This window comes from Mesorhizobium sp. LSHC412B00, from assembly GCF_000503035.1.
Classification (GTDB): Bacteria; Pseudomonadota; Alphaproteobacteria; order Rhizobiales; family Rhizobiaceae; genus Mesorhizobium.
In genome coordinates this window covers 119,147-135,036 of the sequence record NZ_AYWB01000004.1, presented here as the reverse complement: position 1 = coordinate 135,036, position 15,890 = coordinate 119,147, and the positions used below count along the sequence as shown (strand labels likewise).

12 protein-coding genes are annotated in these 15,890 nt (G+C 64.1%); 7 read left to right on the top strand and 5 right to left on the bottom strand.

Going from position 1 to position 15,890, the window contains the following annotated elements:
- Positions 1-17: 17 nt before the first annotated feature.
- Positions 18-860: a glycosyltransferase family 25 protein gene (locus X757_RS155170; RefSeq protein WP_023690024.1), complete on the bottom strand. Its 843-nt coding sequence runs from the start codon at positions 858-860 to the stop codon at positions 18-20.
- A 176-nt stretch (positions 861-1,036) separates the two neighbouring features.
- Between X757_RS155170 and X757_RS155175 the strand changes: the two genes are divergently transcribed.
- From X757_RS155175 to X757_RS155190, 4 genes are all read left to right on the top strand, one after another.
- On the top strand, positions 1,037-3,550 hold the full coding sequence (locus X757_RS155175; protein ID WP_023725835.1) for a heavy metal translocating P-type ATPase: 2,514 nt from the start codon (positions 1,037-1,039) through the stop codon (positions 3,548-3,550).
- A gap of 43 nt (positions 3,551-3,593) precedes the next feature.
- Positions 3,594-3,977: a DUF305 domain-containing protein gene (locus tag X757_RS155180; RefSeq protein ID WP_023685134.1), complete on the top strand. Its 384-nt coding sequence runs from the start codon at positions 3,594-3,596 to the stop codon at positions 3,975-3,977.
- 92 nt (positions 3,978-4,069) lie between these two features.
- Entirely contained in the window at positions 4,070-4,915 is an 846-nt protein-coding gene (locus X757_RS155185) for an aldo/keto reductase (protein ID WP_023685133.1), read from the top strand.
- Between the two features lie 52 nt (positions 4,916-4,967).
- Positions 4,968-5,726, top strand: a complete 759-nt coding sequence (locus tag X757_RS155190; RefSeq protein ID WP_023685132.1) for an MBL fold metallo-hydrolase — start codon at positions 4,968-4,970, stop codon at positions 5,724-5,726.
- Positions 5,727-5,730: 4 nt separating this feature from the next.
- On the opposite strand, the gene X757_RS155195 is transcribed toward X757_RS155190, so the two are convergent.
- From X757_RS155195 to mutS, 3 genes are all read right to left on the bottom strand, one after another.
- On the bottom strand, positions 5,731-6,285 hold the full coding sequence (locus X757_RS155195) for a TetR/AcrR family transcriptional regulator (protein WP_023685131.1): 555 nt from the start codon (positions 6,283-6,285) through the stop codon (positions 5,731-5,733).
- A 66-nt stretch (positions 6,286-6,351) separates the two neighbouring features.
- Positions 6,352-6,816, bottom strand: coding sequence for a nuclear transport factor 2 family protein (locus tag X757_RS155200; RefSeq protein ID WP_023685130.1), 465 nt, complete (start codon positions 6,814-6,816; stop codon positions 6,352-6,354).
- A 73-nt stretch (positions 6,817-6,889) separates the two neighbouring features.
- Positions 6,890-9,619 (bottom strand): DNA mismatch repair protein MutS, encoded by a 2,730-nt coding sequence (gene mutS / locus X757_RS155205; RefSeq protein ID WP_023725834.1) that lies wholly within the window; start codon positions 9,617-9,619, stop codon positions 6,890-6,892.
- A gap of 164 nt (positions 9,620-9,783) precedes the next feature.
- On the opposite strand from mutS, the gene X757_RS155210 reads away from it, so the two are divergent.
- From X757_RS155210 to X757_RS155220, 3 genes are all read left to right on the top strand, one after another.
- Positions 9,784-10,965: a glycosyltransferase gene (locus X757_RS155210; RefSeq protein ID WP_023725833.1), complete on the top strand. Its 1,182-nt coding sequence runs from the start codon at positions 9,784-9,786 to the stop codon at positions 10,963-10,965.
- A gap of 144 nt (positions 10,966-11,109) precedes the next feature.
- Complete coding sequence (locus tag X757_RS155215; RefSeq protein ID WP_023725832.1) at positions 11,110-13,389, top strand: NADP-dependent malic enzyme; 2,280 nt, start codon at positions 11,110-11,112, stop codon at positions 13,387-13,389.
- A gap of 207 nt (positions 13,390-13,596) precedes the next feature.
- Entirely contained in the window at positions 13,597-14,676 is a 1,080-nt protein-coding gene (locus X757_RS155220; RefSeq protein WP_023725831.1) for a diguanylate cyclase, read from the top strand.
- 71 nt (positions 14,677-14,747) lie between these two features.
- On the opposite strand, the gene X757_RS155225 is transcribed toward X757_RS155220, so the two are convergent.
- Positions 14,748-15,740 carry an adenosine kinase gene (locus X757_RS155225; RefSeq protein ID WP_023725830.1) on the bottom strand — a complete coding sequence of 331 codons (993 nt, stop codon included), beginning with the start codon at positions 15,738-15,740 and terminating at the stop codon, positions 14,748-14,750.
- Positions 15,741-15,890 lie beyond the last annotated feature (150 nt).

Here is a 15,890-nt window from a genome sequence, read left to right as displayed (position 1 = left end):
TCGCCTTTGCGCGGCGTCTATAGCGCGTTTTCACGGCGCTGTGTATGGGGCGGACGGACGCGTCGGCCGCGATACCAGAAAGGGATGATCATCTCGCGCCGGAGCCGGAAGAGATCGGCGATCTGCCGCGTCAACCGCCTGGTCTCGATCCTTACCTTGGCGGTGATTGGCCTGGGGCGCCGTTTACCTATCCCGCTTGCCACCCATTCCTCTGTTCGCTCCTGCTTGAGCAGGCTTGGCAATCTCACCGGACTGTCGCCGAGGAATTGTGCCTGCAGGCACAATGCTGGGACGAGTTGGTAAATGACCTTGTCGGACGAGGTAGCAAAACGCGGATTGAAGATGAGGTGATCGACGGGAATGCTGATCTCATTCGTTGCCGCAAGAAGGTCCCGCGCGGCCTGTCTGGACAGGATGTATCCCGCCGTACCGATATGGAGCCCGTGCAGTCTGCTCGCAGAAAAACCGTGGCCGCAGGCAACTTGCTTGCGTGAAATTACGGTCCGGTTGAAGAACGTTTCCAACTTGACGATGTCCGCATCGGCGGGAATCCAGCCCGCATCGGCAAGCAAAGCGCCGGCTTTGTCCGGGAAAACGACATCGTCCTCGAAAATCGCCGCGTAAGCATCCTCACCTGCAGCGATCGTCGACCAACACTGTTGGTGGCTGAGCAGGCAGGCAATCTCGGCGTCGGCCAGGCGCAAATGCTTCTTGCCCTGCGGCATTTCGGCCAGATCCGGCCGATCTCGCGCATCGATGGCGGCGACCCGCTCGAAGGCGATGCCGATGCGCGCGAACTCCGCCGTTACATGGGCGAGGCGATCGCGGGACCGATCGAGATTGATAATCAGGCATTTCATTTGGGTGGGATCGATGCAGTGGGACGCGCGTCCATAGCATGGGAACAAAGTTGCGTAAGCGATTTTCCCTCGATGTGCGCGATGACGGCCACGATCGAAAAGTGGAAATCGCCCCTTGACCTTCCAGTTACTGGAAGCACTACCTCCTCACCCAGACAGATATAAGGCACTTTTCGATGGCGCATTCCGAGCATCACCACCACGCGCACGCGGCCGATGGCAACTGCTGTACGGCAAAGGCTGCTGAGCCGGCCGCCGAAGCAGTGGTGCGCGATCCGGTCTGCGGCATGAGCGTCGATCCGGCAGCCGGTAAGCCGACGGCCGAGCATGGCGGCCGTCTCTTTCACTTCTGCAGCGAGGGTTGCCGTACGAAATTCGTCGCCGGGCCCGAAAAATACCTGACCGCCACCGACCCCGTCTGTGGCATGAGTGTCGACCGCGCTACCGCCAGGCATTTTTTCCGCCACGAAGGCCAGGGTTTCTATTTCTGCTCGGCCGGCTGCCGGGCGAAGTTCGAGGCCGAGCCGCAAAACTATCTCGGTGACAGGCCGACGCCGTCGCCAGTGCGGAAAGGCACGCAATACACCTGCCCGATGCATCCCGAAGTGATAAGAGACAAGCCCGGCTCCTGCCCGATCTGCGGCATGGCGCTTGAGCCGATGGGCGTTCCCACTGGCGATGAGGGCCCGAACCCCGAACTGGTAGACTTCACCAGACGGTTCTGGGTCAGCGCGGTGCTGTCCCTGCCGCTGCTGATCGTTGCCATGGCGCCGATGCTCGGCCTGACGTTCCAGGCGTTTGTCGACGGGCGAACGATGGTCTGGCTGGAATTGGCGCTGGCCAGCCCCGTCGTGCTGTGGGCGGCCTTCCCGTTCTTCCACCGAGGCTGGGAGTCGCTGGTCAACCGCAGCCCCAATATGTGGACGCTGATTTCGCTCGGTGTCGGCGCTGCCTATCTCTACAGCGTGGCGGCCACTCTGTTCCCGGACATTTTTCCACACCAGTTCCGCGGTCATGGCGGCACAGTGCCGGTCTATTTCGAGGCAGCCGCCGTCATCGTCGCGCTGGTATTCCTCGGTCAGGTGCTCGAATTGCGGGCGCGCGAAAAGACCGGCTCGGCCATCCGTGCGCTGCTCGACCTGGCGCCGAAGACGGCACGGCTGATCGGGGAGGACGGCTCCGACACCGACGTGCCGCTCGTTGCGGTCAAGGCCGGCGACCACCTACGCCTCCGTCCGGGCGACGCCGTGCCGGTCGACGGCACTGTAACGGAAGGCCGTTCCTCCATCGACGAATCGATGATCTCGGGCGAGCCGCTGCCGGTCGAAAAAACGAAAGGCGATGCCTTGACCGGCGGCACGCTCAACAAGAACGGTTCGCTGATCATGCGCGCCGAAAAGGTCGGCTCCGAAACGACGCTTTCGCGCATCGTCGAGCTGGTCGCAAAGGCGCAGCGTTCGCGCGCGCCGATTCAAGGTTTAGCCGATCGCGTCTCCTTCTACTTCGTGCCGGCCGTCGTGCTGGTCGCGCTCGCGGCCTTTGCCGCCTGGGCGATCCTCGGTCCCGAACCCAGCTTGATCTTTGCCATCGTCTCGGCGGTCTCGGTGCTGATCATCGCCTGCCCCTGCGCGCTCGGCCTGGCGACGCCGATGTCGATCATGACCGCCACCGGGCGCGGGGCGCACGCGGGCGTGCTGATCAAGGACGCGGCCGCGCTTGAGCGCTTCGCTTCGGTCGACACGTTGATCGTCGACAAGACCGGCACCTTGACCGAAGGCAAGCCTCGCTTGACCGATGTCATCGCTGCCGAAGGCCTGTCCGAGAATGAGTTGCTGGCGCTCGCCGCCGGGCTGGAAAAAGGCTCGGAGCATCCGCTGGCCGAGGCCATTGTCGGCGGCGCCGGCGAACGCGGCCTGACGCTCGTTGAGGCCGGCGGCTTCGACGCCATCACCGGCAAGGGCGTATCCGGCACGGTGTCTGGCAGGAAGGTTTCGCTCGGCAACGCCGCCATGATGGCCGATGTCGGCATCGACACCGCTTCCCTGTCGGCCAGGGCCGAGGCGCTGCAGGCAGAAGGCAAGACGGCGATGTTCGTTGCGGTGGACAAAAGACTGGCCGGCATTGTCGCGGTCGCCGATCCGGTCAAGGCAACGACAGCCGAGGCGATCAGGGCGCTGCACGACAGAGGCTTGCGGATCATCATGGCGACCGGCGACAATGAACGCACGGCGCGCGCCATCGCCAAAAGCCTTGGCATCGACGAGGTGCGCGCCGGCCTTCTGCCGGAACAAAAAGCAGCCCTTGTCGAGGAGTTGCGTGCGAAAGGTGCCGGCATCGCCATGGCCGGCGACGGCGTCAACGACGCGCCGGCCCTGGCCAGCGCCGATGTCGGCATCGCCATGGGCACCGGCGCCGATGTCGCTGTCGAGAGCGCCGGCATTACGCTGGTCAAGGGCGATCTCAACGGCATCGTCAGGGCGCGAACGCTCGCCCAGGGGACGATCCGCAACATCCGCCAGAATCTGTTTTTCGCCTTCCTGTACAATGTGCTTGGCGTGCCGGTTGCCGCCGGCGTGCTCTATCCGCTCACCGGCACGCTTTTGTCGCCGATGCTGGCGGCGGCGGCCATGAGCCTGTCTTCGGTTTCGGTCATCGCCAACGCATTGCGGCTGCGGACGTTGAAACTCTGAGCAAAGCCCCCAGATACGAATTTCAATCAACAGGAGATCATGGATGACCTTGGCTAAGAAAATCGTGCTTTTGATGATGGCGGCGGGAATGCTGCTTGCCGTTTTCCTCGAAAGCGTCCCGGCGCAATCCGAAGAGATGAAACACGACATGGGCGCGATGGGCGCGCAAGGTCCTTCGACCGACGGCTACAAGGCGGCGATGGACAAGATGCACACCGACATGATGATCGAATATTCCGGCAATGCCGATGTCGATTTCGTGCGCGGCATGATCCCGCATCATCGGGGCGCGATCGACATGGCCAAGGTGGAACTCGCCAATGGCAAGGATCCCGAAATCCGCAAGCTGGCCGAAGATGTCATCGCCGCGCAGGAAGCCGAGATCGCCAAGATGCAGGCCTGGCTCGCCGCCCATCCGGCGAAGTAAGGCAGCAACGGCCATGCCGGAGAGATTCATTCTGGATTTCTCTCCGTGCTTGTGATGCCATTCGCATCGATTACACGGCGCCAGGAGCCCACATGCCATCGACGATAAGAGCCACCACACTGCCTTCGGGCGAGGCCGTCCAGGTGCTGGGACAGGGCACATGGAAGATGGGCGAGGATTCCCGCCGCCGCGCCGGCGAGGTCAATGCCCTGAAGCTCGGGCTGGACCTCGGCATCACGTTGATCGACACCGCTGAAATGTATGCCAGCGGCGGCGCCGAGGAGGTGGTAGCGGAAGCCATTGCCGGGCGCCGCGACGAACTCTTTCTTGTCTCCAAGGTATTGCCGTCCAATGCCTCGCGCGCCGGCGTGGCGCGGGCCTGCGAAAACAGCTTGAAGCGCCTGCGCACCGACCGCATCGATCTCTATCTCCTGCACTGGCCGGGCAGTGTGCCTCTATCTGAAACCGTCGAGGCTTTCGAGGCGCTGAAGGAGGCCGGCAAGATACGCCACTGGGGTGTCAGCAATTTCGACACCGACGAAATGGAGGAGCTGACCGGCCTGTCGTCTGGCAATCATGTCCAGACCAACCAGGTGCTCTACAATCTGTCGCGGCGCGGCCCCGAATTCGATCTCGCACCGTGGAGCCGGCAGCGCGGCATCCCGCTGATGGCCTATTCGCCGGTCGAGCAGGGCGCGCTGGCGCGCAATTCCAGGCTGGAAACCATCGCCGCCCGCCACAACGCCACGGCAGCACAGATCGCGCTTGCCTGGGTGATGGCGCAGCCCGGTGTCATCGCCATCCCGAAGGCGAGCAGCCAGGAGCATGTCCGCCAGAATGTTGCCGCGCTCGACATCGAGCTGACGGCCGAAGACCTCGCCGAACTCGACCGCGCCTTTCCACCGCCGACGCGCAAGCGCGGGCTGGAGATGATCTAGATTGGAACGGGTTTCGACCGGGTATCATCATACGGCGTATAGAGTCGGAGCCATGACGGTCACGTCGCTGCGCGACGGTTACGTCGACATGCCAATCAGGCGGCTGCGCCAGCCCGGAGACCGGACATTCGGTGACAACCTGCCCTCGCATGTACCGCTCGTCGACGGTGCGCTCAGGCTGTCGGTCAACGCCTTCGCCATCGATGACGGCGACGACATCACGCTGATCGACACAGGGGCTTCGAACGCCTGGCACCCGACAATGGGGCACCTGCCCGAGGCGCTGCGCGAGGCGAAGATCGCCACCGACCGGATTCGGACTGTTGCTTTCACCCACACCCATCTCGACCATATACACGGGCTCATCCTTGCCGATGGTGGCGACGGCTTCCCGCAGCTCTCTCGCCTGCTTGTCCCGCGCGCTGAGCTCGGCATGTTTCGCGACGTGGCGAGGCTGGAATGCTTCCACGATCGCGCCCAGCCTCTCGATGCTGGACAGCGCGTCAGCGCTGACATCGATACGATCGGCTCCGCTGGCCATGAAGCCGGCCACACTTGCTTTCGCGTTGTGAGCGCAGGCGAAACACTGTTGATCTGGGGCGACATCGTACATGTGCCGTCGCTTCAATTCGCTCGACCCGAGATCACGTGGGAATTCGACGCAGACCAGCAGCAGGCGAGGGCAAGCCGGTTGCAAATGCTGGCGCTTGCGGCCAACAACGACTGCTACGTCGCCGGCGCGCATCTTGATTCGCCCGGCGTCGGCCGGGTTTTTCGAACCGAGACGGCTTTCCGCTTCGAGCCCTTGTAGCACTCTAGCCGAGCGCCGCCCGCGCCCGTCGCAACGCGCGCGAAAACACTGCGGTGTCGTCGAAGGCGCGCGCCAGCGTGAGCGCGCCCTGGATGGCGCCGACCGTTTCTTCGGCGAGTTCGTCCGCCCTGGCAGCGCTGTGCCCGCTTCGGGTCAGCGCTTCGGCAAGATGCGCCACCCAGCGGCCGAAATAGCTTTTGATCGCAATGGCGAAGAGGTCGCGGGATTCGTCCAGCGCGAAGGCGCCGATCAGGCACACCCGGCGTCCCGAGCGGAAATAGCTGTCGGTCGCTTCGAACATCCGATCGATACCCGTGCGAGGGTAGGCCCTGTCCTGCAACGGCACGAAGACATTCTCCTCGAACCAGCCATCTATATGGGCAATGACAGCCGCCGCCATCTCTTCCTTGCCGCCGGGGAAGAAGTGGTAAAGGCTGCCTTTGCCTAGGCCGGTCGCCGCACCGATCCGCGCCAGGCTCGCCCCTTCATAGCCGTGTTCGCGGAAAACCTCGCCGATGATGGAGAGCAAATCGGCGCGATCGGGCGCGATCCTGCGCATGCGCTAGTTTTTCCGCTTGAGCATGATCTTTGCCGAAAACCGCGACACAGCTCTAGGGATCATATTCTAAAATCCGAGTTCGGACAGGCCGGGATGGTCGTCCGGTCGGCGGCCGAGCGGCCAGTGATATTTGCGCTCACCCTCGGCGATCGGCAGGTCGTTGATGCTGGCGACGCGCCTACGCATCAGCCCGGCCGCGTCGAATTCCCAATTCTCATTGCCGTAGGAGCGGAACCAGTGGCCACTGTCGTCGCGCCATTCATAGGCAAAGCGCACCGCGATGCGGTTGTCGTTCCAGGTCCAGACCTCCTTGATCAGGCGGTAGTCGAGCTCGCGAGCCCATTTGCGCGTGAGGAAGGAGACGATCTCATTTCTGCCCGAGACGAACTCGGCGCGGTTGCGCCAGGTGCTGTCCTGCGTATAGGCGAGCGAAACCCGTTCGGGATCGCGGCTGTTCCAGGCGTCTTCGGCAAGCCGAGCCTTCTGCGCGGCGGTCTCGGCGGTGAAGGGCGGCAGCGGCGGACGGCTCATGTCATTCTCCCATCGGCAAAGGCGATGGCGAGCATTGTACCAATCGGTACAATTGGTCAAGGCCGAAATCGGGCTAGGTTTTCCCCGCCAGCCCCTTCAGCCGGTAGAGCGCTTCCAGCGCCTCGCGCGGCGTCATCTCGTCTGGATTGATCTCACCCAGCGCTGCGCCCAATGCGTCGCTCTCCGCAGGCTTTGCCGCTTCCCGCTTCATTGCCACCGAAAACAGCGGCAGATCGTCGACCAGTCGGTTGGCCTTGCCGGAGACATCGCCTTCCTCGAGCTGATGCAGCACCTCTTTGGCGCGGCCGACCACCGCTTCCGGCAGACCGGCAAGGCGAGCGACCTGAACGCCATAGGAGCGATCGGCGGCACCCTTGCCGACCTCGTGCAGGAAGACGACGTCGCCTTCCCACTCCTTGACCCGCATCGTGACATTGTGCAGTCGCGGCAGCTTGCCGGAGAGTGCCGTCATTTCGTGGAAATGAGTGGCGAAGATCGCCCGGCAGCGGTTCTTCTCGTGCAGATACTCGACTGCCGCCCAGGCGATCGACAGGCCATCGAACGTGGCGGTGCCGCGACCGATCTCGTCCAGGATCACCAGCGCCCGTTCGCCGGCCTGGTTGAGGATCGCCGCCGTCTCTACCATCTCGACCATGAAGGTCGAACGGCCGCGCGCCAGATCGTCCGAGGCGCCGACCCGCGAGAACAGCCGGTCGACAACGCCGATATGGGCCGACGTCGCCGGCACGAAGGAACCGGTTTGGGCGAGGATGGCGATCAGTGCGTTTTGCCGCAGGAAGGTCGACTTACCGCCCATATTCGGACCGGTGAGCAGCCAGATCGCGCCGGCCTTGGCCCCGTCTTGCGGCGACAGATCGCAATCATTGGCGACGAACGGCCCTTCGCCCGAGCGCCGCAGCGCCTGTTCCACCACCGGATGGCGTCCGCCCGAGATATCGAAGGCGAGGCTGGAATCGACCAGCGGCCGACACCAGGCTTCACTCTCCGACAACAGCGCGAGCGCCGCCGACACGTCAAGTACGGCAAGCGCATCGGCGCCGGTGCGAATTTTTTGCGCCTCGGCGACCGCCTCTGTCGTCAGCGTGTCGAAAGCGGCAAGCTCGATGCTCAGCGCCCGGTCGGCGGCATTGGCGATTTTGGTCTCGAGTTCGGCAAGTTCGGTCGTGGTGAAACGCATGGCGTTGGCCATGGTCTGGCGGTGGATGAAGCGCGCCTTGGCGCCGTCGCTTCCGGTCATGATTGAATGGTGGTTGGCCGTCACCTCGATGTAATAGCCCAGCACATTGTTGTGCCGGATTTTCAGCGAGCGGATGCCGGTCTCCTCGATCAGCGAGCGCTCCAGTCCGGCGATCACCTTGCGCGATTCGTCGCGCAGCGCCCGCATTTCGTCGAGCTCGGCATGGTAGCCGCCGCGCACGAAGCCGCCGTCGCGCCTGAGCAGCGGCAGTTCCTCGCCAAGAGCCTGGGCCAGATGCTTGGCCAGCGCACGCGGCAGCGCCTTTATCGCGGCAAGTGCCGCTGTCAGCTCCGCGGGCAGGACGGCCGTTCCGAACAGTTCGGCAATGGTGGCCGCCGCTTCGAAGCCGGCACGCAGCGCGCCGAGATCGCGCGGGCCGCCGCGGTTGAGCGCCAGCCGCGACAGCGCCCGCGGCATGTCGGCGACGCTCTTCAGGCCTGACCGCACCGCCTGGCAAAGCTGCGTCTCCGCACGGAAGAACGACACAGAATCGAGCCTGGCGCCGATCGCCGCCGGGTCAGTCAGCGGCGCCATCAGCCGGTCGGCGAGCAGCCTGGCGCCGCCGCCGGTGACCGTGCGGTCTATAGCCTTGAACAGCGAGCCGTCGCGGCTGCCCGACAGCGTGCGCAACAGTTCCAGATTGCCGCGTGTCGCAGGATCGATGAACAGCGTCGAGCCCTGCTCCTCGCGTTCGGGACGCGACAAAGGCGGCCGCTCGGCCTTCTGCGTCTTTTCGACATAGGCGATGGCGCCCGAGATCGCCGACAATTCGGCGCGCGAGAAGGCGCCGAAACTGTCCGGCGTCGCCACTTCGAAGAAACGCGCGATCCGCCCCGCTGCCGAAGCCGAATCGAAAAGCGACGGCGGCTGCGGGCTGGCAACGCGGCCAATGACGTCGAACACCGGCTTCAACTCGGGATCGTAAAACACCGGCTCGGCGACGATCAGCTCGCGCGGGTCGACGCGGAAGACATCGGCCAGCAGGCGGTCGGTCGTGGTTTCGGCGACGCGGAAGACGCCGGTCGAGATCTCGATCCAGGCCAGGGCGAAGGCGTCACCGCTGTTGCCGCCCTTCACCCGCCCTAGCGCCATCAGGAAGCTCGATTCCGACGGCGCCAGCAATTTGTCCTCGGTGATGGTGCCGGGCGTCACCAGGCGCACCACGTCACGGCGTACGACCGATTTGCCGCCGCGCTTCCTGGCTTCCGCCGGGTCCTCGATCTGCTCGCAGACGGCAACGCGAAAACCTTGGCCGATCAGCTTTTGCAGATAGTCGTCGGCCGCATGCACCGGCACGCCGCACATCGGAATGTCGTTACCCTGGTGCTTGCCGCGCTTGGTCAGGACGATGCCCAGCGCCTTGCTCGCCTTTTCGGCGTCGTCGAAGAACAGCTCGTAAAAATCGCCCATGCGGTAGAACAGCAGAGAATCCGGGTTCGCCGCCTTGATCTCGATAAACTGCTCCATCATCGGCGTGACGCTGCCGACGGGCGCAGACGGTGTCACCTCTGGGGCGTCGGTTTCTGCTGAAGTGTGCATGTTCATGCCCGCACGCTAGCAGATGTGGGTGCGGGGTTTAATGCAGGCGGCTCGAAAAGCAGGGGACGACCGGCCTCGACGGCGGCTTGTGCTCCCTCTATGCCGGGTGAAGCCGTTGGTTGCATCGGGCGACAACCAGACCCTATGATCGCCATGGCGGGATAGGCGGCATGGATCAGGACAAGCAGGAAGGGTTCGAGGAACTGGTCGGTCCAGCTGGATCGACCGGTACGCGCCTGTTGCTTTTGGCGGCGCGGCGCGTGCATCGGACCAAAAGCAAGCTGCGCGGGTCGGTGCGCAAACGCGTTCCCTTCCTCCTGCCGAAACACGGACCGCTGTCCGATCTCGATGGTGGGATCGAGATGTCGCTGCATGTGCTCAGCCGCGACCCGCTGGTGCTCTATGTTCCCATTGGCGGAGCACGTCCGCTCTATCCGCTGGCGGCCCTTGGCCGGCGCCTGGCGGGACGGCGCGTCACCTTCCTGACGATGCAGACCTGGACCATGGAGCGGCCGGCTGTCATCGCCCGGATGGGCCGCGATCTCGCCTGGTATGCCGGCCGGTTTCCGCTGCACGAAATCATCTTCCTGTGCAACACCGAGGAAGAGCGCCGTCTCATCGCAGCTGCGGGCGGCAATGCCATCTTCTCCAATCACAATCTGATGGTGTCGGAGGATATATTCCGTCCGCTGCCGGACGTGCCGGTCGAATTCGACGCGGTCTACAATGGCCGCATCTCGCCGATCAAACGCCATCACCTGGCCTTCGACATAGAGCGGCTGGCCCACATCACCTATTCGATCGGCGAATTGCCGCCGGTTGCCGCCCGCGCCTTTGTTCGGCGACTGCAGGCGCGTTCGCCGCTCCACCAGATCGCCAATCCGCTCGTCGACGGCTGGCCGGGCAAGCTGACGGCGCAACAGGTCAACCGCGTCTACAACCAGGCCGCCGTCGGGCTGTGCCTGTCGGCCCTGGAAGGAGCGATGTACTCCTCGATGGAATATCTGATGGCCGGCCTGCCGATCGTCAGTACGCCGAGCCTTGGCGGTCGCGACGTCTATTTCGATCCGGATTATTGCATCGTCGCCGATCCGGAACCGGCTGCCATTCGCCGCGCGGTCGAGACGCTGCGAGATCGTGCCATACCGCGTCAGCACATCCGCCGCCGCACGCTGGAGAAGGTTCACGCCCAGCGCATCGAACTCATGGCGTTCCTGACTGCATTGCTGCGGCGCAAGGGAAGTCGTGCGCCACCCATCGAGACGTGGCCTTTCCCCGGCACAGACGGCATGATGCGACGGGGAACGGTGCGCGAAATCGCTGCTTTCGTCAGCGAGCCAGAGCCGACGTGACGTCATCCGACCCTCGGGAGATTTCGCTGCGGGCGTGAAGATCGCTTGGCGATTTACAGCGGTGGCGTGTAGCCTTGATCCAGAAGTTTCAAAAACACGCACCCGTCTCAAGGGGGCGACACCGGCGAGGAAATCAAAAGCATCATGGCCAAGAAAACCGAAAACAGCGGCCCCTCCGTCAGTGCCGAGGAGGCGCTGGAATTCCACGCCATGGGCCGCCCCGGCAAGCTGGAGATCGTCGCCACCAAGCCGATGGCGACGCAGCGCGATCTGAGCCTCGCCTATTCGCCGGGTGTGGCGGTTCCTGTGCTGGCCATAGCCGAAGACCCCAGCCGCGCTTTCGACTACACGACGCGCGGCAACATGGTCGCCGTCATCTCCAACGGCACCGCCATTCTCGGCCTCGGCAATCTCGGCGCGTTGGCCTCCAAGCCGGTGATGGAAGGCAAGGCGGTGCTGTTCAAGCGCTTCGCCGATGTCGATTCCATCGACCTCGAGGTCGACACCGAGGATGCCGACGAATTCATCAACTGCGTGCGCTTTCTCGGCCCGTCCTTCGGCGGCATCAACCTGGAAGACATCAAGGCGCCGGAATGCTTCATCATCGAGCAGCGGCTGCGCGAACTGATGGACATCCCGGTCTTCCATGACGACCAGCACGGCACCGCCATCATCTCGGCCGCCGGGCTGATCAACGCGCTGGAGATCACCGGCCGCGACATGAAGACCACGAAAATGGTCTGCAACGGCGCCGGCGCCGCCGGCATTGCCTGCATCGAACTGATGAAGGCGATGGGCTTTGCCCCCGAGAACATCATCCTGTGCGACACCAAGGGCGTCGTCTACCAGGGCCGCACCGAAGGCATGAACCAGTGGAAGTCGACGCATGCGGTCAAGACCGACACGCGCAGCCTGGCCGAGGCGCTGGACGGCGCCGACGTCTTCCTCGGCCTGTCGGCCAAGGGCGCATTGACCACCAAGATGGTGCAGTCGATGGCCAAGAACCCGATCATCTTCGCCATGGCCAATCCCGACCCGGAGATCACGCCGGAGGAAGTGGCCGAAATCCGCACCGATGCCATCATGGCCACCGGGCGTTCCGACTACCCCAACCAGGTCAACAATGTGCTGGGCTTCCCCTACATCTTCCGCGGTGCGCTGGATGTCAGGGCCACCACCATCAATGACGACATGAAGATCGCCGCAGCGAGAGCGCTGGCCGACCTGGCGCGCAAGGACGTGCCCGATGATGTCGCCGCCGCCTATCAGGGCAACCGGCCGAAATTCGGCCCGAACTACATCATTCCGGTGCCGTTCGATCCGCGCCTGATCTCGGCCATCCCGCTCGCGGTGGCCAAGGCGGCGATGGAGTCGGGCGTCGCCCGCAAGCCTATCCTCGACCTCGACCGCTACGCGCAGGAGCTGTCGGCCCGCCGCGACCCGATCGCCTCGACCTTGCAGCGCATCTACGATCGCGTCCGCCGCCAGCCCAAGCGCATCGTCTTTGCCGAGGGCGAGGAAGAACAGGTGATGCGCGCCGCCGTCTCCTATGTGAACCAGAAGCTCGGCACCGCGATCCTGCTCGGCCGCGACGATGTCATCAAGGAAAACGCCAGGCACGCCGGCATCGACCTCAACAAGCAAGGCATCGAGATCATCAATGCCAGGCTGTCGCGCCGCAACGGCATCTATACCGATTATCTCTACGAGCGCATGCAGCGCAAGGGCTTCCTGTTCCGCGACTGCCAGCGGCTGATCAACAACGACCGCAACCATTTCGCCGCCTGCATGGTGGCGCTGGGCGATGCCGACGGCATCGTCACCGGCGTCACCCGCAACTATTCCACGGCGCTCGACGATATCCGCCGCGTCATCGACGCCAAGCCCGGACACCGCGTCATCGGCGTCTCCATCGTGCTCGCGCGGGGCAAAACAGTCCTCGTCGCCGATACCGCCGTGCACGACATGCCCAATGCCGAGCAGATCGCCGACATCGCCGAAGAGGCGGCGGGATTTGCCCGCCGCATGGGCTACGAGCCGAGGCTCGCCATGCTGGCCTATTCGACTTTCGGCCACCCGCAGGGCGAGCGCTCGGAACGCGTCCAGGAAGCGGTACGCATCCTCGACAAGCGCCGCGTCGATTTCGAATATGATGGCGAGATGGCCGCCGACGTGGCGCTCAATGCCCGCGCCATGGCCCAGTATCCATTCATTCGCCTGACCGGCCCGGCCAATGTGCTGATCATGCCGGCGTTCCACTCGGCCTCGATCTCGACCAAGATGCTGCAGGAACTCGGCGGCTCCACCGTCATCGGCCCGCTGCTGGTCGGCCTCAACAAGCCGGTCCAGATAGTCTCGCTCAACGCCAAGGATTCCGACATCGTCAACATGGCTGCGATCGCGGCGTATACGGCGGGTGCTTGAGGGGCGGTCCGCGCCGCGGACTGTCTTTTTCCTGCTTGGGCGGAGTCGCTGGCGTTGCAGCGGCTCGTGTCGCCGAACGCTTGCACCGATGGCCTATTCGCGCCACCCCATAAGAGATTGATAACATTCACCTGATATAGAACCCCTCTCGCCGACCTGCCGTAACGGCATTTATGGCGCGCTCAGACCGCTAACGGGGGTGCGGCCATGAAGCATGACGGGGTTTCTGCATCCGCGGTTGGCCAGGGGGTCTACCACGACGAGCGGCTAGACGCGCTGCTCAGCATCACCGGCCGCATGGACGGTTATCTCTACCGTTGCCGCAACGATGCGTCCTACACCATGCTCTACATCAGCGACGGCATCTTCACCGTCAGCGGCTACCGGCCGAGCGATTTCATCCACAACGCGGTGCGCGACTATGTCTCAGCCATCCACCCGGACGATCTCGCCGCCGTCTATGCCGCCGTCGACACCGCGATCGAGGCGCGGTGTAACTGGAATGTCGACTACCGCATCGTACCGCAGGTCGGCGAGCCGCTCTGGGTCCGCGAGATCGGTGGCGGCGTCTGGGATGAAGCCGGCGAACTGGAATTCCTCGAAGGCTTCGTCGTCGACATCAGCGACCGCAAGGTCGTCGAGGATCTCAACGCCGAACTGCTTTTGGAGCTGAAGGCTGCCAATGAGGAGCTGTCAGCGCAAAAGCGCGAGATCGAGCTGGCCAAGCAGCAGAGCGACCATTCGGCCAACCACGACGCGTTGACCGACCTGCCCAACCGGCGCGCCTTCCACAACGAGCTGAGGTCGGTGATCGACCGCTGCGACAGCACCGGCCAGGCGGCCGGCCTGCTGTTCATCGACCTCGATAGGTTCAAGAAGGTCAACGACACGCTCGGCCACGAGGCCGGCGACGCGCTGCTGCATGAGGTGGCGGGTCAGCTTCGCACCATCCTGCGCAGCGCTGATTTCGTGGCGCGGCTCGGTGGAGACGAGTTCGCATTCCTGTTTTCAGGAGAGGCTAGCCGGGCCCGACAGAAGGCCGTGGGCGTCGCCGAACGTATCCTGGAAAAGCTGCGGATCAAGGTGCCGACGCCGAATGGAGCCATCCATGTTGGTTGCACCGTTGGCGTCGCCATCTACCCGGCGGAAGCGTCCGATTCGGAGGCGCTGATAACGCTCGCCGACCGACTGATGTACATCGGCAAAAAGAGCGGCCGCAACCGGCTGGTCACCGCCGGGGCTTTGGAACCCGGGCCTACGTCCGACGACCTTCGCCGCACCGCCTGAGCGGAGCGCCGGACAGCCTGATCCGGCGGGAACCCCTCATCTGGCTCGGCGCTGCGCGCCGAAAGACGGCCCTACAGCAACCCCGCCAATTGGGCCGCGCTGCGCAGGTTCTGCCGCGGCCGCGGCCCGAGCTGCTGGATCACCAGCCCGGCTGCCAGCGAGCCGAGATCACCGCAATCCTGCAGGCTGCGTCCGGTCGTGTAGCCGTAGAGGAAGCCGGCGGCGTAGAGGTCGCCGGCGCCGGTGGTGTCGACCAGTTCGCGGATCGTCGTCGCCTGGATGGTGACGGTCTCCTCGCCACGCACGATCACCGAGCCTTTTTCGGAGCGGGTGACAGCGGCAATCTTGCAGTCCTTGCGGATAGCCGCCAGCGCCTCGTCGAAGGATTTTGTCTGGTAGAGCGACTTGATCTCGTGGCTGTTGGCAAAGACGATGTCGACAGTGCCCGAGCGCATCAGCTCGAGGAACTCGTCCCGGTAGCGGTCGACGCAGAACGAATCCGACAAAGTCATCGACACTTCGCGTCCGGCCTCGTGTGCGAGCTTCGCCGTCTGCCGGATCGCCTCCTTGGCGCGCGGCGGATCCCACAGATAGCCCTCGAAATAGGTCACCTTGGCGCCTGACGCCTTGTCGGCCTCGACGTCTTCCGGCCCGAGTTCGATGCAGGCGCCGAGATAGGTGTTCATCGAACGCTCGCCATCGGGGGTGACGAAGATCATCGATCTCGCTGTCGGCGGCTGGCCCTCAAGCGGCCTGGTGTCGAAGGCAACGCCCTGGGCATGGATGTCATGCGCGTAGATTTCGCCGAGCGGATCGTTCGACACCTTGCCGAAGAACGCGGCGCGGCCGCCGAAGCTGGCGATGCCGGCGGCGGTATTGCCGGCGCTGCCGCCGGAGGCCTCGATCGCCGGCCCCATGCGGCTGTAGAGCAGCTCGGCGCGCTTGGTGTCGATGAGGTTCATCGCACCCTTGATGATGCCGTTGGTCTCAAGAAAAGCGTCGTCGCACTGGGCGATGATGTCGACAATGGCATTGCCGATGCAAAGCACGTCAAAATCCGGCATCAATGTCTCCGCCTTGGAACCTGCCGGCTTTCTGCCGCGCCCGGGCGGGTCTACAGCATCACCCCGAAAAATGGCAACCGATTTCCACCCTTTGCCGCCCAGGCCGGCGCGCGCGCCTGGGACGAGGCTCCATCACAGTTCGACCGTGGC